At 70.3% G+C, this 22,927-nt stretch carries 19 protein-coding genes; 5 read left to right on the top strand and 14 right to left on the bottom strand.

Features of this window, described 5'->3' with window-relative positions; genetic code table 11:
- The first annotated feature begins 187 nt into the window (after nt 1–187).
- From AB0E05_RS00630 to AB0E05_RS00620, 3 genes are all read left to right on the top strand, one after another.
- Complete coding sequence (locus AB0E05_RS00630) at nt 188–2,308, top strand: CocE/NonD family hydrolase (RefSeq protein ID WP_361956450.1); 2,121 nt, start codon at nt 188–190, stop codon at nt 2,306–2,308.
- A 105-nt stretch (nt 2,309–2,413) separates the two neighbouring features.
- On the top strand, nt 2,414–3,640 hold the full coding sequence (gene fahA / locus AB0E05_RS00625; RefSeq protein WP_361956447.1) for a fumarylacetoacetase: 1,227 nt from the start codon (nt 2,414–2,416) through the stop codon (nt 3,638–3,640).
- A 114-nt stretch (nt 3,641–3,754) separates the two neighbouring features.
- Entirely contained in the window at nt 3,755–4,363 is a 609-nt protein-coding gene (locus AB0E05_RS00620; protein ID WP_361956444.1) for a Uma2 family endonuclease, read from the top strand.
- Nucleotides 4,364–4,442: 79 nt separating this feature from the next.
- Here AB0E05_RS00620 and nuoN read toward each other — a convergent pair whose 3' ends face one another.
- The 14 genes from nuoN to AB0E05_RS00550 all read right to left on the bottom strand — a co-directional run bounded on the left by nuoN (nt 4,443) and on the right by AB0E05_RS00550 (nt 20,545).
- On the bottom strand, nt 4,443–6,092 hold the full coding sequence (gene nuoN / locus AB0E05_RS00615; protein WP_361956441.1) for an NADH-quinone oxidoreductase subunit NuoN: 1,650 nt from the start codon (nt 6,090–6,092) through the stop codon (nt 4,443–4,445).
- Nucleotides 6,089–7,657, bottom strand: coding sequence for an NADH-quinone oxidoreductase subunit M (locus AB0E05_RS00610; protein ID WP_361956438.1), 1,569 nt, complete (start codon nt 7,655–7,657; stop codon nt 6,089–6,091). Before AB0E05_RS00610 ends, nuoN begins: the two co-directional genes overlap by 4 nt.
- A gap of 5 nt (nt 7,658–7,662) precedes the next feature.
- Nucleotides 7,663–9,558, bottom strand: a complete 1,896-nt coding sequence (gene nuoL, locus AB0E05_RS00605; RefSeq protein WP_361956435.1) for an NADH-quinone oxidoreductase subunit L — start codon at nt 9,556–9,558, stop codon at nt 7,663–7,665.
- An 11-nt stretch (nt 9,559–9,569) separates the two neighbouring features.
- A complete protein-coding gene (nuoK, locus tag AB0E05_RS00600; protein ID WP_093661653.1) occupies nt 9,570–9,869 on the bottom strand; it encodes an NADH-quinone oxidoreductase subunit NuoK in 300 nt (99 codons plus the stop codon).
- The gene (locus AB0E05_RS00595; protein ID WP_361956432.1) at nt 9,866–10,744 is read right to left on the bottom strand and encodes an NADH-quinone oxidoreductase subunit J; all 879 of its coding nucleotides are present in this window, start codon (nt 10,742–10,744) and stop codon (nt 9,866–9,868) included. The genes nuoK and AB0E05_RS00595 overlap by 4 nt, the downstream gene beginning before the upstream one ends.
- On the bottom strand, nt 10,741–11,382 hold the full coding sequence (nuoI, locus tag AB0E05_RS00590; protein WP_361956429.1) for an NADH-quinone oxidoreductase subunit NuoI: 642 nt from the start codon (nt 11,380–11,382) through the stop codon (nt 10,741–10,743). The genes AB0E05_RS00595 and nuoI overlap by 4 nt, the downstream gene beginning before the upstream one ends.
- Nucleotides 11,375–12,802 (bottom strand): NADH-quinone oxidoreductase subunit NuoH, encoded by a 1,428-nt coding sequence (gene nuoH, locus AB0E05_RS00585; protein WP_361956426.1) that lies wholly within the window; start codon nt 12,800–12,802, stop codon nt 11,375–11,377. Before nuoH ends, nuoI begins: the two co-directional genes overlap by 8 nt.
- Complete coding sequence (locus tag AB0E05_RS00580; RefSeq protein WP_361956423.1) at nt 12,799–15,312, bottom strand: NADH-quinone oxidoreductase subunit G; 2,514 nt, start codon at nt 15,310–15,312, stop codon at nt 12,799–12,801. Before AB0E05_RS00580 ends, nuoH begins: the two co-directional genes overlap by 4 nt.
- Nucleotides 15,309–16,718 carry an NADH-quinone oxidoreductase subunit NuoF gene (nuoF, locus tag AB0E05_RS00575; protein WP_361956420.1) on the bottom strand — a complete coding sequence of 470 codons (1,410 nt, stop codon included), beginning with the start codon at nt 16,716–16,718 and terminating at the stop codon, nt 15,309–15,311. Before nuoF ends, AB0E05_RS00580 begins: the two co-directional genes overlap by 4 nt.
- Entirely contained in the window at nt 16,718–17,476 is a 759-nt protein-coding gene (gene nuoE, locus AB0E05_RS00570) for an NADH-quinone oxidoreductase subunit NuoE (RefSeq protein ID WP_361956417.1), read from the bottom strand. The genes nuoF and nuoE overlap by 1 nt, the downstream gene beginning before the upstream one ends.
- Nucleotides 17,473–18,795 (bottom strand): NADH-quinone oxidoreductase subunit D, encoded by a 1,323-nt coding sequence (locus AB0E05_RS00565; protein ID WP_361956414.1) that lies wholly within the window; start codon nt 18,793–18,795, stop codon nt 17,473–17,475. The genes nuoE and AB0E05_RS00565 overlap by 4 nt, the downstream gene beginning before the upstream one ends.
- A complete protein-coding gene (locus AB0E05_RS00560; protein ID WP_361956411.1) occupies nt 18,792–19,520 on the bottom strand; it encodes an NADH-quinone oxidoreductase subunit C in 729 nt (242 codons plus the stop codon). The genes AB0E05_RS00565 and AB0E05_RS00560 overlap by 4 nt, the downstream gene beginning before the upstream one ends.
- A 94-nt stretch (nt 19,521–19,614) precedes the next feature.
- Complete coding sequence (locus AB0E05_RS00555; protein WP_361956408.1) at nt 19,615–20,169, bottom strand: NADH-quinone oxidoreductase subunit B family protein; 555 nt, start codon at nt 20,167–20,169, stop codon at nt 19,615–19,617.
- A gap of 16 nt (nt 20,170–20,185) precedes the next feature.
- Complete coding sequence (locus AB0E05_RS00550) at nt 20,186–20,545, bottom strand: NADH-quinone oxidoreductase subunit A (protein WP_073792966.1); 360 nt, start codon at nt 20,543–20,545, stop codon at nt 20,186–20,188.
- An 835-nt stretch (nt 20,546–21,380) separates the two neighbouring features.
- On the opposite strand from AB0E05_RS00550, the gene AB0E05_RS00545 reads away from it, so the two are divergent.
- Both AB0E05_RS00545 and AB0E05_RS00540 read left to right on the top strand, forming a co-directional pair.
- Complete coding sequence (locus tag AB0E05_RS00545; RefSeq protein WP_361956405.1) at nt 21,381–22,202, top strand: NlpC/P60 family protein; 822 nt, start codon at nt 21,381–21,383, stop codon at nt 22,200–22,202.
- Nucleotides 22,203–22,376: 174 nt separating this feature from the next.
- Nucleotides 22,377–22,832 (top strand): hypothetical protein, encoded by a 456-nt coding sequence (locus tag AB0E05_RS00540; protein WP_361956402.1) that lies wholly within the window; start codon nt 22,377–22,379, stop codon nt 22,830–22,832.
- The last annotated feature ends 95 nt before the right edge of the window (nt 22,833–22,927 follow it).

Here is a 22,927-nt window from a genome sequence, read left to right as displayed (position 1 = left end):
CCCGCCTCCGCCGGTATGTTCGTGATCAGCACATACGCCCAGGGGTGAGCCTTTTCACCGGGATCCGGAAACCTCCCCGAATCACGGCCGCGACCGAGGCCGGGGCAGGCCCTCGGTCGGGGCCGGACCGGGCCGGCACCGGAGCCGTTTGAGGGACCACCCCGCACCCCGTGCACCGAGGCACGCCATGAGCCACGCCCGTCCACCCACCGCACCATCCGTACCGTCTGCACCACCTCCACCGCCACCCCCGGGGGCTACGGTTCGCCACGACGACGTACGCATCCCCCTGCACGACGGCACCCTCCTCCACGCGCGCATCTGGCGCCCGCTCGCCGACGCCCCTGCCCCGGTCCTGCTGGAGTACGCCCCGGACCGGCTCACCGACGCCACTGCGGCCCGCGACGCCCAGCGCCACCCCTGGTACGCGGCGCACGGATACGCCTCGGTGCGCGTCGACGCCCGCGGCCACGGCAACAGCACCGGCTCCCCCGCCGACGACCCGACCGCGACCGCCGCCGACGCGGCCGAGGCCGTCGAGTGGCTGGCCGCCCAGCCCTGGAGCACCGGCCGGATCGGCGCCTTCGGCCTGGGCGCGGGAGCCGACGTCGCCCTGCGCCTCGCCGCGCTCGCGCCCGACCCCCTGGCGGCCGTGGTCACGGTCGGCGCCACCGACGCCCCGTACGACAACGGCGGCGCCTACCTGGGCGGCTCGGTCGCGGCCGACCCCCTGCACTCCGGTGCGACGGCCCTGCTGTCCGAGCTGTGCCGACCGCCCGACCCCTCCTACGCGGGCGGCGCCTGGCGCGAGCTGTGGGCGGCCCGCCTGGAGACCGTGACGCCGCCCCTGCACACCCTCCTGGCACACCAGCTCCGCGACGACTTCTGGGACGGCCGGGCCGTGGGAGGCGGCGCCGGCCTCGCCTCCGTACGGGTGCCCGTCCTCGCCGTGGGCGGATGGCGCGACCCGTACCGCGACACCGTCTTCCGGCTGCTGGCGGCGCTGCCGGCGGACCGGGTGCGCGGTCTGGTCGGCCCCTGGGCCCACCAGTACCCGGACCACGGGCACCCCGGCCCGGCGATCGGCTTCCTGCACGAGACGCTGCGGTGGTGGGAACGGCACCTGCGGGACGCGGACGACCGGGGCTCCGCCGCGCCGACCGCCGACGAACCCCTGCTGAGGGTCTGGCTGACCACGCCCGACGGTCCCGGCGGCCCCGGGCACTGGATCGCCGAGGACGCCTGGCCGTCCCCGCGCGTGCGCACCGTTCCGTACCCGTTGACGGGCGCTCCCCGGCCGGTCGCCGCACCGCAGCACACCGGCGTGGACGCGGGGCGCTGGCTGTCGACCACCGGTCGTACGTCCGACCGCGCCCCCGATCAGCGCAGCGAGGACGCGCGCTCCGCGTGCTTCGAATTCCCCGTCGCGGGTGACGGGGAAGAGAGAGGAGAGGGCCCGGCAAGGGGCGGCGTCACCGTCCTCGGCAACCCCCGGGTGACGCTCCGGCTGCGGATGGCCGTACCGCACGGCCAGGTCGTCGTACGACTGTGCGACGTGGCACCCGACGGCTCGCCCGCGCTGGTCACCCGGGGCGTACTGAACCTGGCGGCGCGCCACGGCCGGGAGCGCGCGCACGCCTGGACACCGGGCAGCACGGAGGACGTGGCCCTCGAACTCCACTCCATCGGGTACGTCTTCCCGCCCGGACACCGCATCCGGCTGGCGGTTTCGTCGGCGTACTGGCCGTGGGTGTGGCCGCAGACGGGCTCGACCGGTTTCGTCCTCGTCCCCACGGGCTCCCGGCTCGACCTGCCGGTCCGGCACGGCGCGAACCGGTCCGCCGACCGGCCGCCCCACGCCGAACCGGAACGCTCGCAACCGCTCGGGATCAGCTCCACCGTTCCCCTCGCCACGCCCGACGAAGAGCCGGGGGAGCGCCGGGTGATCAGGGACGTCGACACCGGCGAGTGGCGGGTGGAGACCGACCCGCGGCCCCGGGACGCCCAGCGCGCCCGCCGCCATCCGGACGGGCTCGAACTGTTCGAGGACGCCGTCGAGGTCCGGACGATCCGGGCGGACGACCCGCTCAGCGCCCGCGCCGAGACGACGTGGACGGCCCGCTTCCACCGCCCGGAGGAACCCGGTGACCCCCGGACCAAGCCCTGGACCGCCACGGTGGAAGTCCGCTCCTGCTTGGCCTGCGACGCGGCGGACTTCGTCGCCGAGGACGAGGTGGTCTGCCGGGACGGCCGGGAGGTGGTGTTCCACCGCACCTGGAAGAAACGATTCCCCCGAATCGCCGGGTGACCGCCGGACGAACGCCGGGTGATCGCGCCCTGCCGAACCCATGCGCCTCCCACGTAACGTGGACCCCACAGCGTGGATCCACCGCGGAAAGCGAGGCAGGCACCGATGTCCGAGCAGAGCCCGCTCGACCTGGCCGAGGGCGACCCCTTCGGGCCGCACAACCTCCCGTACGGCGTCTTCACCACCGCCGCCGAACCCGACCGGCGCAGGCTCGGCGTCCGCATCGGCCGTTACGTCCTCGACGCGGGGGCAGCGGCGCGCGCCCTCGGCTCCCCCTACACCGCGCTCCTCGACCAGCCGTCGCTCAACCGCCTGCTGGCCGCCGGCCGCACCTGCTGGCACGACGTGCGCCGCGCGCTCACCGCCTGGGTCACCGTCCCCGCGCACCGCGCCGACGTCGAGCCCCTGCTGCACCCGCTCGACACCGTCACCATGCATCTGCCGTACGAGGTCGCCGACTACGTCGACTTCTACGCGAGCGAGCACCACGCCGCCAACGTCGGCCAGATGTTCCGCCCCGGCGGCGACCCGCTGACCCCGAACTGGAAGCACCTCCCGATCGGTTACCACGGCCGCTCCGGCACCATCGTCGTCTCGGGCACGGACGTGGTGCGCCCGCAGGGGCAGCGCAAGGCCCCCACGGACCCGGCGCCCGTCTTCGGCCCCTCCGTCAAGCTCGACGTCGAGGCGGAGGTCGGCTTCCTCATCGGCACCCCCTCGACCGCCGGCCGCCCGGTCCCCCTCGCGGACTTCCGCGACCACGTCTTCGGCCTCTTCCTCCTCAACGACTGGTCCGCCCGCGACATCCAGGCGTGGGAGTACGTTCCCCTCGGCCCCTTCCTCGGCAAGTCGTTCGCCACGTCCGTCTCGGCCTGGGTGACCCCGCTGGAGGCCCTGGACGCGGCCCGCACCGACCCGCCCGCGCGGGACGTCCCCGTCCTGCCGTACCTGGACGACTCGGCGGACGAGGAGAAGGGCGGCTTCGACCTGCGGATCACCGTCGCGGTCAACGGCCATGTGATCGCCGAACCGCCCTTCGCCACCATGTACTGGACGGCCGCCCAGCAACTCGCCCACCTCACGGTGAACGGCGCCTCCCTCCGTACGGGCGACGTCTTCGCCTCCGGCACGGTCAGCGGCCCCGAGGTCCACCAGCGCGGCTCCCTGCTGGAACTCACCTGGAACGGCCGGGACCCCCTCGAACTCCCCGAGGGCAAGCGGACCTTCCTGGAGGACGGCGACGTGGTGACGATGACGGCCTGGTCCCCGGGGGCGGACGGCGTCCGCGTCGGCCTCGGCGAGGTCACCGGCCGCGTCGTCCCGACGCCCTGACGGGTGCGAGGTTGCGTCAACACCACGCACTCGTTCACCCGTCCTATGGACTGGTCGGCATTCCCGCCCGATAACCTGACCGCACCGGCGAGACTCCTCCGCATGGGAGCACTGATGAGCGTCGAACCCGAGCCCCCTCGGCCCGAGCGGGCGTGGCCGATGCCGCCCGCAGGCGGCTGGACCGCTGACGACCTGGACACGCTTCCGAACCTGCCTCCGCACACGGAGCTGATCGACGGGAGCCTCGTCTTCGTGAGTCCGCAGACTCTTTTCCACGCACGAGCAGTCAGTTTCTTCGAGTGGCAACTGCACTCCCTCACCCCCGAGGACTACGAGGTCGTCAGGGAGTTCACCATTGACATCGACCGGCAGAACCGGCCGGAGCCCGATGTCGTGGTGGTGCGGGCGGACGTGGTCGAGGACGCGGACCAGACCCGTTTCCCCGCCGAGGCCGTCGTCCTCGCGGTCGAAGTCGTCTCGCCGGAATCCGTGGGGCGGGACCGCGAGACCAAACCCCTCAAGTACGCGCGGGCCGGCATCGCCCACTACTGGCGCGTGGAGAACAACCAGGGTCGGGCGGTGGTGTACGTCTTCGAACTGGAGCCCGCCACGGGCCAGTACGTTGCCACCGGGATCTTCCACGACCGGATGAAGGTCTCGGCCCCCTTCACCGTGGACCTGGATCTCACCGAGATCACTCCCAAGAGGTCGCGCAACACCTGACGTCCGCGGACCATGTGCAAGGGCCCGGCCCCCTCCCGGATTTCGGGAGGGGGCCGGGCCCTTGCACATGGTCCGCCGGTCAGCGCACGAACACGCCCGCCTGGCTCGCCAGGTCCAGGAAGTACTGCGGGGCGACGCCCAGCACCAGGGTGACCACCACGCCCAGGCCGATCGCCGTCATCGTCATCGCCGACGGGACCGCGACCGTCGGGCCGTCCGCCTTCGGCTCGCTGAAGAACATCAGGACGATGACCCGGATGTAGAAGAACGCCGCGATCGCGGAGGAGATCACGCCGACCACCACCAGCGCGCCCGCGCCGCCCTCCGCCGCCGCCTTGAAGACGGCGAACTTGCCGGAGAAGCCGGACGTCAGCGGGATGCCGGCGAAGGCCAGCAGGAAGACCGCGAAGACCGCGGCCACCAGCGGCGAACGCCGGCCGAGCCCCGCCCACTTGGACAGGTGCGTCGCCTCGCCGCCCGCGTCGCGCACCAGGGTGACGACCGCGAAGGCGCCGATCGTCACGAACGAGTACGCCCCCAGGTAGAAGAGGACGGAGGAGATGCCCTCCGGCGTCACCGCGATCACACCGGCCAGGATGAACCCGGCGTGCGCGATCGAGGAGTACGCCAGCAGGCGCTTGATGTCGGTCTGGGTGATCGCGATGATCGCGCCCGCCAGCATCGTGACGATCGCGACGCCCCACATCACCGGCCGCCAGTCCCACCGCAGCCCGGGCAGCACCACGTACAGCAGCCGCAGCAGCGCGCCGAAGGCGGCCACCTTGGTCGCCGCCGCCATGAAGCCGGTGACGGGGGTGGGCGCGCCCTGGTAGACGTCCGGGGTCCACATGTGGAACGGGACCGCGCCGACCTTGAAGAGCAGGCCCATCAGGACCATCGCCGAGCCGACGAGCAGCAGGGCGTCATTGCCCATGGTGTCGGCGAGGGCCGGGTCCACGGTGCGGACGGTGCCGTCGACGACGTCGGCGATCCGGGCGTACGAGACGGAGCCCGCGTACCCGTACAGCAGGGCGATGCCGAAGAGCAGGAACGCCGACGAGAAGGCGCCCAGCAGGAAGTACTTCACCGCGGCTTCCTGCGACATCAGCCGCTTGCGGCGGGCCAGCGCGCAGAGCAGGTACAGCGGGAGGGAGAAGACCTCCAGCGCGATGAAGAGCGTCAACAGGTCGTTCGCCGCGGGGAAGACCAGCATGCCGGCGATGGCGAACAGCGCCAGCGGATACACCTCGGTGGTGGTGAAGCCTGCCTTGACGGCGGCCTTCTCGCTGTCGCTGCCGGGCACCGCCGCGGCCTGCGCCACGAAGGAGTCCACGCTCTGGCCGTGCGCCTCCGGATCCAGCTTGCGCTCGGCGAAGGTGAAGACCGCGACCAACGACACCAGCAGGATGGTGCCCTGGAGGAAGAGCGTCGGCCCGTCGATGGCGATCGCGCCCATCGCGGCAATGTTCACCTTCGACGTGCCGTACCCCGCCTCGGCGAGGCCGATGATCGCGGCGAACGCGGCGATCAGCGCGAACGAGGTGAGCACGATCTGCGCGTGGTACCGCATCCTGCGCGGCAGGAACGCCTCCAGGAGCAGGCCGACGACCGCCGCGCCCACCACGATCAGGACCGGCGCCAACTGGCCGTACTCGATGTCGGGCGCATTGATCTTGTCGACCGGATCGGCCGCCGTCGTCCACAGGTTGTGGACAGCTGTCGGGCTCACTTGGCCTCCACCTCCGGCCGGGGGTCCTTCTTCTGTACGTCGGACAGCGTGTGCTCCACCGCCGGATTGACGATCTCCGTCACCGGCTTCGGGTACACGCCGAGGAAGAGCAGCAGCGCGATCAGCGGCGCCACCACGGCGAGCTCACGCGGCCGGAGGTCCGGCATGCTCCGCACTTCCTCCTTGACCGGGCCCGTCATCGTCCGCTGGTAGAGGACGAGGGTGTAGAGCGCGGCCAACACGATGCCGGACGTCGCGATGATGCCGGCGACCGGATAGCGGGAGAAGGTGCCCACCAGGACCAGGAACTCGCTGACGAACGGCGCGAGCCCGGGCAGCGACAGCGTCGCCAGACCGCCGATGAGGAAGGTGCCCGCGAGGACGGGCGCCACCTTCTGCACCCCGCCGTAGTCCGCGATGAGCCGCGAGCCGCGCCGGGAGATCAGGAACCCGGCCACCAGCATCAGCGCCGCGGTCGAGATCCCGTGGTTGACCATGTAGAGCGTCGCGCCCGACTGCCCCTGGGAGGTCATCGCGAAGATGCCCAGGACGATGAAGCCGAAGTGCGAGATGGAGGCGTACGCCACCAGGCGTTTGATGTCGCGCTGGCCGACCGCCACCAGCGCCCCGTACACGATGCTGACCAGCGCCAGCACCACGATGACCGGGGTCGCCCACTCCGAGGCGTTCGGGAAGAGCTGGAGGCAGAACCGGAGCATCGCGAAGGTGCCGACCTTGTCGACGACCGCGGTGATCAGGACGGCGACCGGAGCGGTGGCCTCCCCCATCGCGTTCGGCAGCCAGGTGTGCAGCGGCCACAGCGGCGCCTTGATCGCGAAGGCGAAGAAGAAGCCGAGGAAGAGCAGCCGTTCGGTGTTGGTCGCCATGTCCAGCGAGCCGCTGGCGCGGGCGTCGGCGATCTCGGAGAGCGAGAAGCTGCCCGCGACCACGTACAGCCCGATCACCGCGGCGAGCATGATCAGCCCGCCGACCAGGTTGTAGAGGAGGAACTTCACGGCCGCGTAGGAGCGCTGCGCCGCCGCGTTGGCGTCCGTGCCCTGGTGGGCCCGGTCCCCGAAGCCGCCGATGAGGAAGTACATCGGGATGAGCATGGCTTCGAAGAGGATGTAGAAGAGGAAGACGTCGGTGGCCTCGAAGGAGAGCACCACCATGGCCTCGACCATCAGGATCAGGGCGAAGAAGCCCTGGGTGGGGCGCCAACGGGAGTTGCCGGTCTCCTGGGGGTCGGCGTCGTTCCAGCCGGCCAGGATGACGAACGGGACCAGCAGCGCGGTCAGCGCGACCATCACGGCCCCGATGCCGTCCACGCCCAGTTCGTAGCGCACGCCGAACTCGGCGATCCAGGAGTGGGACTCGGTGAGTTGGTAGCGCGCGCCGTCCGGGTCGAACCGGACCAGGACGACCACCGCCAGCACCAGCGTGACCAGCGAGAACAGCAGGGCCAGCCATTTGGCCGCCGTCCTGCGCGCGGCGGGCACCGCAGCGGTGACGATCGCCCCGACTGCCGGGACCACCGCCGTCGCGGTAAGGAGCGGGAAGGACATCTCAGTTACACCGCCCTCATCAGCAGGGTCGCGGCGATCAGCACCGCCGTACCTCCGAACATCGAGACGGCGTACGAGCGGACGTAGCCGTTCTGCAGCTTGCGCATCCGGCCGGAGAGTCCGCCGACGGACGCGGCCGTGCCGTTGACCACGCCGTCCACCAGCTTGTGGTCGACGTAGACCAGGGAGCGGGTCAGGTGCTCGCCGCCGCGGACCAGGACCACGTGGTTGAAGTCGTCCTGGAGCAGGTCGCGGCGGGCGGCCCGGGTGAGCGCCGAACCGCGCGGCGCGGTGACCGGCACCGGCCGCCGGCCGTACATCCCGTACGCGATGCCGACGCCGATCAGCAGCACCACGACCGTGGCGGTGGTCACCGCGCCGGCGCTGATCGGGGGATTGCCGTGGGACTCGCCGGTGACGGGCGCCAGCCAGTGCAGGAAGCGGTCGCCGATGGCGAAGAAGCCGCCCGCGAAGACCGAACCGAAGGCCAGGATGATCATGGGGATCGTCATGGACTTCGGGGACTCGTGGGGATGCGGCAACTCGCCCTTGTCGTCGGGTTGCCAGCGCTTCTCTCCGAAGAAGGTCAACAGCATCACGCGCGTCATGTAGAACGCGGTGATCGCGGCGCCGAGCAGGGTCACACCGCCGAGGATCCAGCCCTCGGTGCCGCCCTTGGCGAACGCCGCCTCGATGATCAGGTCCTTGGAGAAGAAGCCGGACAGGCCCGGGAAGCCGATGATGGCGAGGTAGCCGAGGCCGAAGGTGACGAAGGTGACCGGCATGTACGTGCGCAGGCCGCCGTACTTGCGCATGTCGACCTCGTCGTTCATCCCGTGCATCACGGAGCCCGCGCCGAGGAACAGCCCGGCCTTGAAGAAGCCGTGCGTCACCAGGTGCATGATGGCGAAGACGTAGCCGATCGGGCCGAGGCCGGCCGCCAGGATCATGTACCCGATCTGGGACATCGTGGATCCGGCGAGCGCCTTCTTGATGTCGTCCTTGGCACAACCGACGATCGCACCGAAGAGCAGCGTGACCGCGCCGACGATGACGACGACCAGCTGGGCGTCCGGCGCCGCGTTGAAGATCGCGCCGGAGCGGACGATCAGATAGACGCCGGCGGTCACCATCGTGGCCGCGTGGATCAGGGCCGAGACCGGGGTCGGGCCCTCCATCGCGTCCCCGAGCCAGGACTGCAGCGGCACCTGCGCCGACTTGCCGCACGCCGCGAGGAGCAGCATCAGGCCGATGGCGGTCAGTGTGCCCTCGCTGGTCTCCCCGGTGGAGGAGAGGACCGGGCCGAAGGCGAACGTCCCGAACGTGGTGAACATCAGCATGATCGCGATCGACAGGCCGATGTCGCCGACCCGGTTGACCAGGAACGCCTTCTTCGCGGCCGTGGCCGCGCTGGGCTTGTGCTGCCAGAAGCCGATGAGGAGGTACGAGGCGAGGCCGACGCCCTCCCAGCCGAAGTACAGCAGCAGGTAGTTGTCGGCGATGACGAGCAGCAGCATCGCCGCGAGGAACAGGTTCAGATAGCCGAAGAAGCGGCGGCGGCGCTCGTCGTGCTCCATGTAACCGATGGAGTACACGTGGATCAGGGTGCCGACGCCGGTGATCAGCAGCACGAACGTCATCGAGAGCTGGTCGAGCTGGAAGGCGACGTCGGCCTGGAAGCCCTCCACGGGGATCCAGGTGAACAGCTCCTGGTGCATGGCGCGGTCGTCGACGGGCGTGCCGAGCATGTCCACGAAGAGGACCGCACCGATGACGAACGACGCGGCGGCGAGCGCGGTGCCGAGCCAGTGGCCCGTGCGGTCGAGGCGCCGCCCACCGCACAGCAGCACCGCCGCTCCGAGCAGGGGCGCCGCGATGAGCAGCGCAATCAGGTTTTCCACGGGTCAGCCCCTCACAGCTTCATCAGGCTGGCGTCGTCGACCGAGGCCGAATGGCGCGAACGGAACAGCGACACGATGATCGCCAGGCCGACGACGACTTCGGCGGCGGCGACGACCATCGTGAAGAAGGCGATGATCTGGCCGTCGAGGTTGCCGTGCATCCGGGAGAAGGCGACCAGGGCGAGGTTGCAGGCGTTGAGCATCAGCTCGATGCACATGAACACCACGATGGCGTTCCGTCGGATCAGGACCCCTGCCGCGCCGATGGTGAACAACAGGGCGGCGAGATAGAGGTAGTTGACCGGATTCACCGTGTGGCCTCCTCTTCGTCCCGGTCACGGTCGCCGTCGCGGTCGGCCTCGCCCTCGCCCCGCCCCAACCGCTCCTCGGAGCGCTGCTCCAGGGCCTTGAGGTCCTCCAGCGCTTCGCTGGAGACGTCGCGGATCTGACCGCGCTCGCGCAGGGTGCGGCTGACGGACAGCTCCGCCGGGGTGCCGTCCGGCAACAGGGCGGGGACGTCCACGGCGTTGTGCCGGGCGTAGACGCCGGGGGCCGGCAGCGGCGGGAGCTGCTTGCCCTCGCGCACCCGCTCCTCCGCCAGCTCGCGCTGGGTCTTGGCGCGCTCGGTGCGCTCGCGGTGGGTCAGCACCATCGCGCCGACCGCCGCCGTGATCAGCAGGGCGCCGGTGATCTCGAAGGCGAAGACGTACTTGGTGAAGATCAGGGCGGCCAGGCCCTCGACGTTGCCCCCGTGGGCGCTGTTGGCCGCGCCGAGGCCGTTGAACGTGTCCAGGGACGCGTTCCCGATGCCGGCGATCAGCAGGATGCCGAAGCCGAGCCCGCAGGCCGCGGCCCACCAGCGCTGCCCCTTCAGCGTCTCCTTGAGCGAGTCGGCGGCGGTGACGCCGACCAGCATGACGACGAAGAGGAACAGCATCATGATCGCGCCGGTGTAGACGACGATCTGGACGACGCCGAGGAAGTAGGCGCCGTTGGCGAGGTAGAAGACCGCCAGGATGATCATGGTCCCGGCGAGGCAGAGCGCGCTGTGCACCGCCCGCTTCATCAGGATCGTGCACAGGGCGCCGATCACCGCGACCGTGCCGAGCACCCAGAACTGGAACGCCTCGCCCGTGGACGTGGTGCTCGCGGCCAGGGTGTGCCAGGGGACGGCGGTGCCGCTCATGCGTCCACCTCCTCGCCCTTCTCCCCCTTGGACGTGGCGACCTGCTGGACCGTGCCGGGCGCGGCTTCGGTGACCAGCCCCCGGTAGTAGTCCTGTTCGTCCATGCCGGGGTAGATCACGTGCGGGCTGTCGACCATGCCCTCGTCGAGGCCGGCGAGGAGCTGCTCCTTGGTGAAGATCAGGTTCGCCCGGGAGGTGTCGGCCAGCTCGAACTCGTTCGTCATCGTCAGCGCGCGGGTGGGGCACGCCTCGATGCACAGGCCGCAGAAGATGCAGCGGGCGTAGTTGATCTGGTACACCCGGCCGTAGCGCTCGCCCGGGGAGTACCGCTCCTCCTCGGTGTTGTCGGCGCCCTCGACGTAGATCGCGTCGGCCGGACAGGCCCAGGCGCACAGCTCGCAGCCGACGCACTTCTCCAGGCCGTCCGGATGGCGGTTCAGCTGGTGGCGGCCGTGGAAGCGCGGCGCCGTGACCTTCTGCTGCTCCGGATACTGCTCGGTCAGCCGCTTCTTGAACATGGCCTTGAAGGTCACGCCGAAGCCGGCGACCGGATTCAGGAACTTCTCCCCCGACGTCGGGGAACCCTGCTCGGCCCGGGGATCTTGGGACCCCTGCGGCCCCTCTGCTCGCTCAGACACCGTCAGCCTCCTTTCCGTCACGAGAACGTCCGTCTCCGGGACCGTCACTCACAGTATTGACTCCGCCACTGACAATGAGTTCCCGCTCGTGGCGCGGACGCCTGCGCGGCACGGGCGGCAGGGTCTGCCCGGGCAGCGGCGGCACCGGGTATCCACCCGCCATCGGGTCGAACACCGGCGGCGGTTCCTGCGCGGCCGCGGCCTCCGCGTGCTTGTCCCGACTGCCGCGGAACAGGTCGGCGACGAAGGTGAGCAACAGGACGGCGATGATCGCGCCGGCCACGTAGAGCAGGATCTGCTGGAAGTCGTAGCCCTCGTTGCGCAGCGCGCGGACGGTGGCGACCAGCATCAGCCAGACCACCGACACCGGGATGAGGACCTTCCAACCGAGCTTCATCAGCTGGTCGTAGCGGACGCGCGGCAGCGTGCCGCGCAGCCAGATGAAGAAGAACAACAGCAGTTGGACCTTGAGGACGAACCAGAGCATCGGCCACCAGCCCTGGTTCGCGCCCTCCCAGAAGGTGGAGACCGGGTACGGGGCGCGCCAGCCGCCGAGGAAGAGGGTGACCGAGACCGCGGAGACGGTGACCATGTTGACGTACTCCGCCAGCATGAACATCGCGAACTTGATCGAGCTGTACTCGGTGTTGAAGCCGCCGACCAGGTCGCCCTCGGACTCCGGCATGTCGAAGGGGGCGCGGTTCACCTCGCCGACCATCGTGACGACGTAGATGATGAACGACACCGGTAGCAGGATCACGAACCACCGGTCCGCCTGCGCCTCCACGATCGCGGAGGTCGACATCGACCCCGAGTAGAGGAAGACCGAGGCGAAGGCCGCGCCCATCGCGATCTCGTACGAGATCATCTGCGCGCAGGAGCGGAGCCCGCCGAGCAGCGGGTACGTCGAGCCGGAGGACCAGCCCGCGAGCACGATGCCGTAGATCCCGACCGAGGCGATCGCGAGCACGTACAGCATCGCGATCGGCAGGTCGGTGAGCTGCATCGTGGTGCGCTGGCCGAAGATGGAGACCTGGTTGTCGGCGGGGCCGAAGGGGATCACCGCGATCGCCATGAACGCGGGGATCGCCGCGACGATCGGCGCGAGGACGTAGACCACCTTGTCCGCGCGCTTGACGATCACGTCCTCCTTCAGCATCAGCTTGATGCCGTCGGCGAGCGACTGGAGCAGGCCCCAGGGACCGTGCCGGTTGGGCCCGATGCGCAGCTGCATCCAGGCGACGACCTTGCGCTCCCACACGATGGAGAACAACACCGTCACCATCAGGAACGCGAAGCAGAACACGGCCTTGATGAGGACGAGCCACCAGGGGTCGCGTCCGAACATCGACAGGTCCTCGGCGGCGAGGACGTTCAGCGGGGCCTGCGCGGCCCCGGTGGCCACCGTCTGGCCGATCATGAGCGCACCTCCGGCGCTTCCGTCGCCGCCCCGGACCGCGCGGGGGCGATGCGAACCAGTCGTCCGGGCAGCGCTCCCGTGTCCGAAGCGACGCCGCCGCCGGTGGAGTTCAGCGGCAGCCACACCACCCGGTCGGGCATCTCGGTCACCGCCAGGGGCAGCGTCACCGAACCGGTCGGCCCCGTGACGGTCAGGTCGTCGCCGTCCTTGACGCCGGTCTCGGCGGCGGTGGCGGCGGAGAGCCGGGCGAGCGCCGCGTGGCGGGTGCCGGCCAGGGCGCTGTCGCCCTCCTGGAGCCGGCCCTGGTCGAGCAGCAGCCGGTGGCCCGCGAGTACGGCCTCGCCCTCGCCCGCGCGGGGCAGCGGCTGCCCGGACTCCATCGGCTCGGTCGCCCGCGGCCCGCTCCACACGCCGAGCCGGTCCAGTTCGGCGCGGGCGGCCCGTACGTCCGGCAGGGACAGGGGTACGTCCATCTCGTCGGCGAGCATGTGCAGCACCCGCCCGTCGGTCGGCGGCAGCGGGCGGGTCATCTGGTCCGGCTTGAGCGCCGCCTCGAACATCCGGGCCCGGCCTTCCCAGTTGAGGAAGGTGCCGGACTTCTCGGCGACGGCGGCGACCGGGAGGACCACGTCCGCCCGCTCGGTGACCTCGCCGGGCCGCAGCTCCAGGCTGACCACGAAGCCGACCGCGTCCAGCGCCGCGCGGGCCCGGGCCGGGTCCGGCAGGTCCGCCAGCTCCACGCCGGCGACCAGCAGCGCCCCCAGCTCGCCGTTCGCGGCGGCCTCCACGATCTGACCGGTGTCCCGGCCGTAGCGGTGCGGCAGTTCGCGCACGCGCCAGACCTCGGCGGTCTCCTCGCGGGCCCGCGGATCGGTCGCCGGCCGGCCGCCGGGCAGCAGGGAGGGGACGGCGCCCGCCTCCACCGCGCCCCGCTCGCCGGCGCGCCGCGGGATCCACACGAGCTGTGCGCCGGTCGCGGTGGCGGTGCGCACGGCCGCGGTCAGTCCGCCCGGTACGCCCGCGAGCCGTTCGCCGACCACGATGACCGCGCCGTCCTTGCGCAGGTCCTCGGCGGCCCGCGCGCCGACTGCGTCGTCCGCCAGACCGACGCTGCCGCTGAGTGCGTCCAGCCACTCGGTCTCGGTGCCGGGCGCGGCCGGCAGCAGGGTGCCGCCCGCCTTCGTCAGGCCGCGGGTGGCGTGCGTGGCGAGCGCGTACGTGCGCTGGCCGTGCTTGCGGTTCGCCTTGCGCAGCCGCAGGAAGACGCCGGGCGCCTCCTCCTCGGACTCGAACCCGACGAGCAGTACGGCCGGCGCCTTCTCCAACTGGCTGTACGTCAGCCCGCCGCGGTCCAGGTCACGGCCGCGCCCCGCCACGCGTGCGGCGAGGAAGTCGGCCTCCTCCGCGGAGTGCACCCGGGCCCGGAAGTCGACGTCGTTGGTGTCGAGGGCGACCCGGGCGAACTTGGCGTACGCATAGGCGTCCTCGACCGTGAGCCGGCCGCCGGCGAGGACCGCGGCGCGACCGCGGGCGGCGAAGAGCCCGGCCGCCGCGGCGGCCAGCGCCTCGGGCCAGCTCGCCGGCTGGAGCACGCCGTGCGCGTCCCGTACCAGCGGGGTGGTCAGCCGGTCGGGGCGCTGGGCGTAGCGGAACGCGAAGCGCCCCTTGTCGCACACCCACTCCTCGTTGACCTCGGGGTCGTCGGCGGCGAGCCGGCGCATCACCTTGCCGCGGCGGTGGTCGGTGCGGGTGGCGCAGCCGCCGGCGCAGTGCTCGCACACGCTCGGCGACGACACCAGGTCGAAGGGGCGGGAGCGGAAGCGGTACGCGGCCGAGGTGAGCGCGCCGACCGGGCAGATCTGGATGGTGTTCCCGGAGAAGTACGACTCGAAGGGGTCGCCCTCGCCGGTGCCGACCTGCTGGAGGGCGCCCCGCTCGATCAGCTCGATCATCGGGTCGCCGGCGACCTGGTTGGAGAAGCGGGTGCAGCGGGCGCACAGGACGCACCGCTCGCGGTCCAGCAGCACCTGCGAGGAGATCGCCACCGGCTTCTCGTACGTCCGCTTCCTGCCGTCGAAGCGGGAGTCGGGGTCGCCGTGGGACACGGCCTGGTTCTGCAGCGGGCACTCGCCGCCCTTGTCGCAGACCGGGCAGTCCAGCGGGTGGTTGATCAGCAGCAGCTCCATCACGCCCTTCTGCGCCTTCTCGGCGACGGGCGAGGTGAGCTGCGTCTTGACGACCATGCCGTCGGTGCAGGTGATGGTGCAGGACGCCATGGGCTTGCGCTGGCCCTCGACCTCGACGATGCACTGGCGGCAGGCGCCGGCGGGGTCGAGGAGGGGGTGGTCGCAGAACCGGGGGATCTCGATGCCGAGGAGTTCGGCGGCGCGGATGACGAGCGTGCCCTTGGGGACGCTGATCTCCGCTCCGTCAATCGTCAACGACACCAGGTCCTCGGGCGGGACCGGGGCCTGACCGCCCCCGGAGGGAGCGCTGGTGGTCACTGTCATGCGGTCACCTCCGTGGTGGTGTTCCGGTCGGCCCAGAGGGTGGACTTGCGGGGGTCGAACGGGCAGCCGTGGCCGGTCAGGTGCTGCTCGTACTCCTCCCGGAAGTACTGGAGCGAGGAGAAGATGGGGGCAGCCGCGCCGTCGCCGAGGGCGCAGAACGACTTGCCGTTGATGTTGTCCGCGATGTCGTTGAGCTTGTCGAGGTCGGAGGGGACGCCCCGGCCGTCCTCGATGTCGCGGAGCAACTGGACGAGCCAGTAGGTGCCCTCGCGGCAGGGGGTGCACTTGCCGCAGGACTCGTGTGCGTAGAACTCGGTCCAGCGGGTGACGGCCCGCACGACGCAGGTCGTCTCGTCGAAGCACTGGAGCGCCTTGGTGCCGAGCATGGAGCCGGCGGCGCCGACGCCCTCGTAGTCCAGGGGGACGTCGAGGTGGGCGTCGGTGAGCATCGGGGTGGACGAACCGCCGGGGGTCCAGAACTTCAGCCGGTGGCCGGGGCGCATGCCGCCGCTCATGTCGAGCAGTTGGCGCAGCGTGATCCCGAGCGGGGCCTCGTACTGGCCGGGGTTGGCGACGTGGCCCGAGAGCGAGTAGAGCGTGAAGCCCGCGGACTTCTCGGTGCCCATCGAACGGAACCAGTCCTTGCCCCGGTTCAGGATCGCGGGAACCGATGCGATCGATTCGACGTTGTTCACCACAGTGGGGCACGCGTACAGACCGGCGACCGCGGGGAAGGGGGGTCGCAGCCGGGGCTGGCCGCGCCGTCCCTCCAAGGAGTCCAGCAGCGCGGTCTCTTCACCGCAGATGTACGCGCCGGCACCCGCGTGCACCGTGATGTCGAGGTCGAGCCCGCTGCCCAGGACGTCCTTGCCGAGGTATCCCGCCGCGTACGCCTCCCGTACCGCCTCGTGGAGACGGCGCAGGACGGGCACGACCTCGCCCCGGAGATAGATGAAGGCGTGGTTCGAACGGATCGCGTAGCAAGCGATGATCATCCCCTCGATGAGGGAATGCGGGTTCGCGAAGAGGAGCGGGATGTCCTTGCAGGTCCCGGGCTCCGACTCGTCGGCGTTGACAACGAGATAGTGGGGCTTTCCGTCTCCCTGCGGGATGAACTGCCACTTCATCCCGGTGGGGAATCCCGCGCCGCCACGGCCGCGCAGGCCCGAGTCCTTGACGTAGGCGATGAGGTCGTCGGGCGACATCGCCAGCGCCTTGCGCAGCCCTTCGTAGCCGTCGTGGCGACGATAGGTGTCCAGCGTCCAGGAGTCGGGGGCGTCCCAGAAGGTGGAGAGGACGGGGGCGAGCAGCTTCTCGGGGTTCACGTCCGCCCCGGGTCCGCCGGCTCCCGACCCGGTCGTGGCCCCGTGTTCGGTGGGTCCGGTGGATTCAGTGGACAAGGTCATCACTCCCCCTCCTCGGTGGCCGGTCGGGACGGACGCGGGGAGACCACCTTCGGGGGCAGGGCCTCGCCCTTGGCGAGCCGCAGCCCGACCAGGGACGCGGGGCCGGCGCCGCCGGTCGCCTCGACCGCGCCGGGGCGTTCGTCGGGGAAGCCGGCGAGGATCCGCGCGGTCTCCTTGAAGGTGCACAGGGAGGCGCCGCGGGTGGGTTGGACCTCGCGGCCGGCGCGCAGGTCATCGACGAGTCGCTTGGCGGACTCGGGCGTCTGGTTGTCGAAGAACTCCCAGTTCACCATCACGACGGGGGCGAAGTCGCAGGCCGCGTTGCACTCGATGTGCTCCAGCGTGATGGCGCCGTCGTCCGTGGTCTCGTCGTTGCCGACGTCGAGGTGTTCCTTGAGCTCCTCGAAGATGGCGTCGCCGCCCATGACCGCGCAGAGCGTGTTGGTGCAGACCCCGACCTGGTAGTCGCCGGAGGGCTTGCGGCGGTACATGGTGTAGAAGGTGGCGACGGCGGTGACCTCGGCGGTGGTGAGGCCGAGCACGTCCGCGCAGAACTGCATGCCGGTACGGGTGACGTGACCCTCTTCGGACTGCACCAGGTGGAGCAGGGGCAGCAGTGCGGAGCGGGACTCGGGGTAGCGGGCGATGACCTCCTTGGCGTCCCTCTCCAGCCGGGCGCGGACCTCGGCCGGGTAGTCGGGCGCGGGGAGCTGGGGCATCCCGAGCTGCACTCCCGGGTTCGACGACTGGGCCGTCATCGGTCGACGCCTCCCATCACGGGGTCGATGGACGCGACGGCGACGATGACGTCGGCGACCTGGCCGCCCTCGCACATCGCCGCCATGGCCTGAAGGTTGGTGAAGGACGGGTCGCGGAAGTGGACCCGGTAGGGGCGGGTGCCGCCGTCGGAGACGACGTGGGCGCCGAGTTCCCCCTTGGGGGACTCCACGGCCGCGTAGGTCTGGCCGGCCGGTACTCGGAATCCCTCGGTCACCAGCTTGAAGTGGTGGATCAGGGCCTCCATGGAGGTGCCCATGATCTTCTTGATGTGGTCGAGGGAGTTCCCGAGGCCGTCCGGGCCGAGCGCGAGCTGGGCGGGCCAGGCGATCTTCTTGTCAGCGACCATGACCGGGCCCGGCGCGAGGCGGTCGATGCACTGCTCGACGATCCGCAGCGACTGGCGCATCTCCTCCAGCCGGATGAGGAAGCGGCCGTAGGAGTCGCAGCTCTCCGCCGTCGGCACGTCGAACTCGTACTGTTCGTAACCGCAGTACGGGTCGGTCTTGCGCAGGTCGTGCGGGAGGCCGGCGGAGCGCAGGATCGGGCCGGTGGCGCCGAGGGCCATGCAGCCGGCGAGGTCGAGGTAGCCGACGTCCTGCATGCGGGCCTTGAAGATGGGGTTGCCGGTGGCGAGCGCGTCGTACTGCGGCAGGTTCTTCTTCATGGTCTTCACGAACTCGCGCAGTCGGTCCACCGTGCCCGGCGGCAGGTCCTGGGCGAGGCCGCCGGGGCGGACGTACGCGTGGTTCATCCGCAGACCGGTGATCAGCTCGAAGAGGTCGAGGACGAGTTCGCGGTCCCGGAAGCCGTAGATCATGATCGTGGTGGCGCCGAGTTCCATGCCGCCGGTGGCGATGCACACCAGGTGGGAGGAGATCCGGTTCAGCTCCATCAGGAGCACCCGGATCACGTTGGCCCGGTCCGGGATCTGGTCCTCGATGCCGAGCAGCTTCTCCACGCCCAGGCAGTACGCCGTCTCGTTGAAGAACGGCGTCAGGTAGTCCATGCGCGTGACGAAGGTGGTGCCCTGGGTCCAGGTGCGGAACTCCAGGTTCTTCTCGATGCCGGTGTGGAGGTAGCCGATGCCGCAGCGGGCTTCGGTGACGGTCTCGCCGTCGATCTCCAGGATCAGCCGGAGCACTCCGTGGGTGGAGGGGTGCTGCGGCCCCATGTTGACCACGATGCGCTCGTCGTCCGCCTTGGCCGCGGTCTGGACGACCTCGTCCCAGTCGCCGCCGGTGACGGTGTAGACGGGACCTTCGGTGGTCTCGCGTGCCGATGCTGGGGATGTGCTCACGAGTACGACCTCCGCTGGTCGGGAGCCGGGATCTGCGCGCCCTTGTACTCGACGGCGATGCCGCCGAGGGGGTAGTCCTTGCGCTGCGGGTACCCCTGCCAGTCGTCCGGCATCATGATCCGGGCGAGCGCCGGGTGGTCGTCGAAGACCAGCCCGAAGAAGTCGTAGGTCTCGCGCTCGTGCCAGTCGTTCGTCGGGTAGACGGCGACCAAGGACGGGACGTGCGGATCGGCGTCGGGGGCGGTGACCTCCAGCCGGATCAGCCGGCCGTGGGTGAGCGAGCGCAGGTGGTAGACGGCGTGCAGCTCGCGCCCCTTGTCCTCCGGGTAGTGCACCCCGCTGACGCCGGTGCACAGTTCGAAGCGGAGGGCCGGGTCGTCCCGCAGGGTGCGGGCGACCTGGAGCAGGTGCTCGCGGGCGATGTGGAAGGTCAGCTCGCCGCGGTCGACGACGGTCTTCTCGATCGCGTTCTCCGGGACGAGGCCCAGCTCTTCGAGCGCGCCTTCGAGTTCGTCGGCGACCTCGTCGAAGTAGCCACCGTAGGGGCGGCTGGCGGCGCCGGGGAGCCTCACGGACCGGACGAGTCCGCCGTAGCCGGAGGTGTCGCCGCCGTTGTTGGCGCCGAACATGCCGCGCTGGACGCGGATCTCCTCGCCGTGCTCACCGCGCTGGCCGGGAAGGTTCTGCTCGCTGAGCTCCTTCTCCGGGTTCGGTTCGTCTGTCACCGTGCTGCCCCTTTGTGAGCGTGTGCACCTGCGCTTGCCGCGGCCTGCCGGGGGTGGCGGTGCGCGCCCCCGACGGAGCCGCGGGATCGGTCGGTCATCGCAGCAGGCCCTTCATCTCGATCGTCGGAAGCGCCTTCAGCGCTGCTTCCTCCGCCTCGCGGGCCGCTTCCGCCGCGTTCACGCCGAGCTTGGAGCTCTGGATCTTCTCGTGCAGCTTGAGGATCGCGTCCAGCAGCATCTCGGGGCGCGGCGGGCAGCCGGGCAGGTAGATGTCGACCGGGACGACGTGGTCGACGCCCTGCACGATGGCGTAGTTGTTGAACATGCCGCCCGACGAGGCGCACACGCCCATGGAGATGACCCACTTGGGGTTGGGCATCTGGTCGTAGACCTGCCGCAGCACGGGCGCCATCTTCTGACTGACCCGGCCCGCGACGATCATCAGGTCGGCCTGCCGCGGCGAGCCGCGGAAGACCTCCATGCCGAAGCGGGCGAGGTCGTAGCGGCCGGCGCCGGTGGTCATCATCTCGATGGCGCAGCAGGCCAGTCCGAACGTGGCCGGGAAGACGGATGCCTTGCGCACCCAGCCCGCGGCCTGCTCGACCGTGGTCAGCAGGAAACCGCTCGGAAGCTTCTCTTCGAGTCCCATGGGTGCTCCTCAGCCCCTAGTCCCATTCCAGGCCGCCGCGCCGCCACACGTACGCGTAGGCGACGAAGACGGTGAGCACGAAGAGCAGCATCTCCACGAGCCCGAAAAGCCCCAGGGCGTCGAAGCTGACCGCCCAGGGGTAGAGGAAGACGATCTCGATGTCGAAGATGATGAAGAGCATCGCCGTCAGGTAGTACTTGATGGGGAATCGACCACCGCCGGCCGGTGTCGGCGTCGGTTCGATGCCGCACTCGTACGCTTCGAGCTTCGCCCTGTTGTAGCGCTTTGGGCCGATCAGCGTGGCCATGACCACGGAGAAGATCGCAAACCCTGCCCCGAGGGCGCCGAGTACAAGGATGGGCGCGTAGGCATTCACCCTCCTCGCTCCTTCCAGTCGTCGCTGACCGTGGACCGCACACCGGGCCCTTCGGCTCGCCGCCTCGAAGATCGCTAACATGTGAGGCAGTTCACAAGCCCGATTGCCCCGCATCCTATGCCCGTCGGTCTGTGATCTGCGACACGGGGTCGACCATCGCCTTTGTGATCTCCACCACCCGCAGGACGATCATGCGCTCAAAAGAGGAGTGATCTTCGTACGCGAAGCGTTCGTGGCGTCACATCGCGTCACATTCGCGGGAGTTACCGCTGGTCGGAGGCATGATCCACTATCAGGGGCCAGCCCATTCGGGCAAATTGGCGATCGACCGCTTCGGGTGATAAAAGGCGCCACCCCGACATCGCCTCACTCACACGGAGGTTCGGGCGGACGAGGGTGGACGAGGGGCGAACCGGAAGATGCGCCGAGAGCGGACGGCGGGGCTCCGGCGTGCGCCGCCACCCCTCACCGCGACGGAGGGATCACTCGCGGTACTCGTGGGGTCGATGCGTGCACGCGTTCACGAACTCCTGTCGGCAAGACGCACCAAAGGCACAGGACTTCGTGACACCCCTGTGACACTGTGACCTGCGCCACACACCCAGGAGGCGACGGGAAAGCGGGCTTGGCCAACGGGCCGTCGAGGTGCTAAGCGAAGGGCAATTCGGACCTTTTATTGAAACCACATGCTCACGGGCGTGATCATGAATGTCCGTATTGCCCGTTACGGCGTCAATAAAGCTCGAACGGAAGCGGATTGAGTAATTCCGGTCGCAACTGTGGCGCACCCCACGTTTCTTGATGGCATCTATGTACGGCTGATAACGGTGTACTCATGTCCCACACCGCTCACATACCCAGCCACCGGAAGCCCCGCCAGCGCAGCGCCTCTGCACTCGCGCTGCGCGCCGGAGTTGCCGGTGGCGTCCTCAGCACCATCGCCGTGGCCGGTGCGGCGGCGCCGGCAAGCGCCGACCCCGTGACCGAGACCGTCGAGATGCCCGCGTTCGACGTGGCGTCCTCCATCTCCCACGTCGTCCAGCAGTCCGCGGCGAACTCGCAGCAGACCGCGCTGGAGCAGGAGTTGCAGCTCGCCGAGGACACCGCGGCGAGCAAGGCGGCCGAGACCGCCAAGAAGACCAAGGCCGAGGCCGTCCGCAAGGCGGAGGCCGAGAAGGCCGAGGCGAAGAAGCGCGCCGCGGAGCAGGAGCGGGCCTCCCGCGCCGCCGAGCGCACCTCGCTCTCCAGCGCCACCACCACCGCCGGCGCCTCCTCCTCCAGCAGCAACTCCACGCCCGCCTCCGGCTCCGTGGGGAAGGTCATCTCCTTCCTCAAGGCCCAGGTCGGCGACGCGTACGTGCTCGGCGCGACCGGCCCCAACTCCTGGGACTGCTCCAGCCTGGTGCAGGCCGCCTTCCGCCAGGCCAACATCGACCTGCCGCGCGTCTCCCAGGACCAGTCCACGGCCGGCCGCCAGGTCGGCACGAGCAACCTCAAGGTCGGCGACATCCTCTACTGGGGTGCCGCGGGCAACGCCTGGCACACCGGCGTCTACATCGGCGACGGCAAGTACCTCGACGCCGCCAACCCCCGCAAGGGCGTGGTCATCCAGGACCTGTCGGGCTACCCGGCGACCGGCGCGGTCCGGGTGCTCTGACCCCTACCGCCACTCGACGCACACACAGGGCCGCGGCTCCCCCGCCCGGGGGCGGAGCCGCGGCCCTGTCGCGTCCGGCGCCGGCGGATCCCCTTCGACGGTCGTTAAAGGAACGAGCGGTTCCGCAAAAGCTGGGTTAGTGTCCGGCTTGTGATCACCATACGAAGAGCCGTGATGACCATTGCCGCGACCGGCACCGTACTCGCCGGCACGGTGTTGCCCGCCACCGCCCAGCCCGCTGCCGTGGAGACCCTGGCGGCGCCCCAGGTGAAGGTGTTGTCGGCCACCGCCGACCCGAACACCTTCCACGTCGCCTACCGTTGCGCCCCCGACTCCGGCGTACGCGCGATCGAGCTGCACGCCGCGCAGTCCGGCGAGGGCCACCAGCACTACGTGCGCACCACCATCGACAAGTGGGACGCCCCCATCCCCGACCCCGGCAGCCCGGCACCCGCCGTCCCGCTGTGCGACGGCACCTGGCAGATCGCGAACGAAGTGGTCACCGGATTCCTCCCGGGAACCACGCCCTTCCACGTCGGCGACCAGGCCACCGTGGAGTGGACGATGTACAACGAGTCCAAGAACGTCGTCCTGGCCGAGGGCCAACAGCCGGGCGTCGTCTTCGAGTAGCAGGCTCCGTCCCGGTTCCGCCAGGTTCCGCCCGTTTCCGTACGTGCCGCTGCTCCCCCGCCTCCGGGCAGGGGAGCAGTCGCGCGTCCGCCGTG

This window comes from Streptomyces sp. NPDC048057, from assembly GCF_040653095.1.
Taxonomy (GTDB): Bacteria; Actinomycetota; Actinomycetes; order Streptomycetales; family Streptomycetaceae; genus Streptomyces.
The sequence above is the reverse complement of the archived record's forward strand: the minus strand, read 5'-3'. Positions and strand labels throughout refer to the sequence as shown.

Excerpts from the sequence above, each read along its gene's own strand:
- AB0E05_RS00630 (WP_361956450.1), top strand. The coding sequence starts at position 188 with ATGAGCCACGCCCGTCCACCCACCGCACCATCCGTACCGTCTGCACCA.
- fahA (WP_361956447.1), top strand. The coding sequence starts at position 2,414 with ATGTCCGAGCAGAGCCCGCTCGACCTGGCCGAGGGCGACCCCTTCGGG.
- AB0E05_RS00620 (WP_361956444.1), top strand. The coding sequence starts at position 3,755 with ATGAGCGTCGAACCCGAGCCCCCTCGGCCCGAGCGGGCGTGGCCGATG.
- AB0E05_RS00610 (WP_361956438.1), bottom strand. The coding sequence starts at position 7,657 with ATGTCCTTCCCGCTCCTTACCGCGACGGCGGTGGTCCCGGCAGTCGGG.
- AB0E05_RS00595 (WP_361956432.1), bottom strand. The coding sequence starts at position 10,744 with ATGAGCGGCACCGCCGTCCCCTGGCACACCCTGGCCGCGAGCACCACG.
- nuoH (WP_361956426.1), bottom strand. The coding sequence starts at position 12,802 with ATGATCGGCCAGACGGTGGCCACCGGGGCCGCGCAGGCCCCGCTGAAC.
- AB0E05_RS00580 (WP_361956423.1), bottom strand. The coding sequence starts at position 15,312 with ATGACAGTGACCACCAGCGCTCCCTCCGGGGGCGGTCAGGCCCCGGTC.
- nuoF (WP_361956420.1), bottom strand. The coding sequence starts at position 16,718 with ATGACCTTGTCCACTGAATCCACCGGACCCACCGAACACGGGGCCACG.
- nuoE (WP_361956417.1), bottom strand. The coding sequence starts at position 17,476 with ATGACGGCCCAGTCGTCGAACCCGGGAGTGCAGCTCGGGATGCCCCAG.
- AB0E05_RS00555 (WP_361956408.1), bottom strand. The coding sequence starts at position 20,169 with ATGGGACTCGAAGAGAAGCTTCCGAGCGGTTTCCTGCTGACCACGGTC.
- AB0E05_RS00545 (WP_361956405.1), top strand. The coding sequence starts at position 21,381 with ATGTCCCACACCGCTCACATACCCAGCCACCGGAAGCCCCGCCAGCGC.
- AB0E05_RS00540 (WP_361956402.1), top strand. The coding sequence starts at position 22,377 with ATGACCATTGCCGCGACCGGCACCGTACTCGCCGGCACGGTGTTGCCC.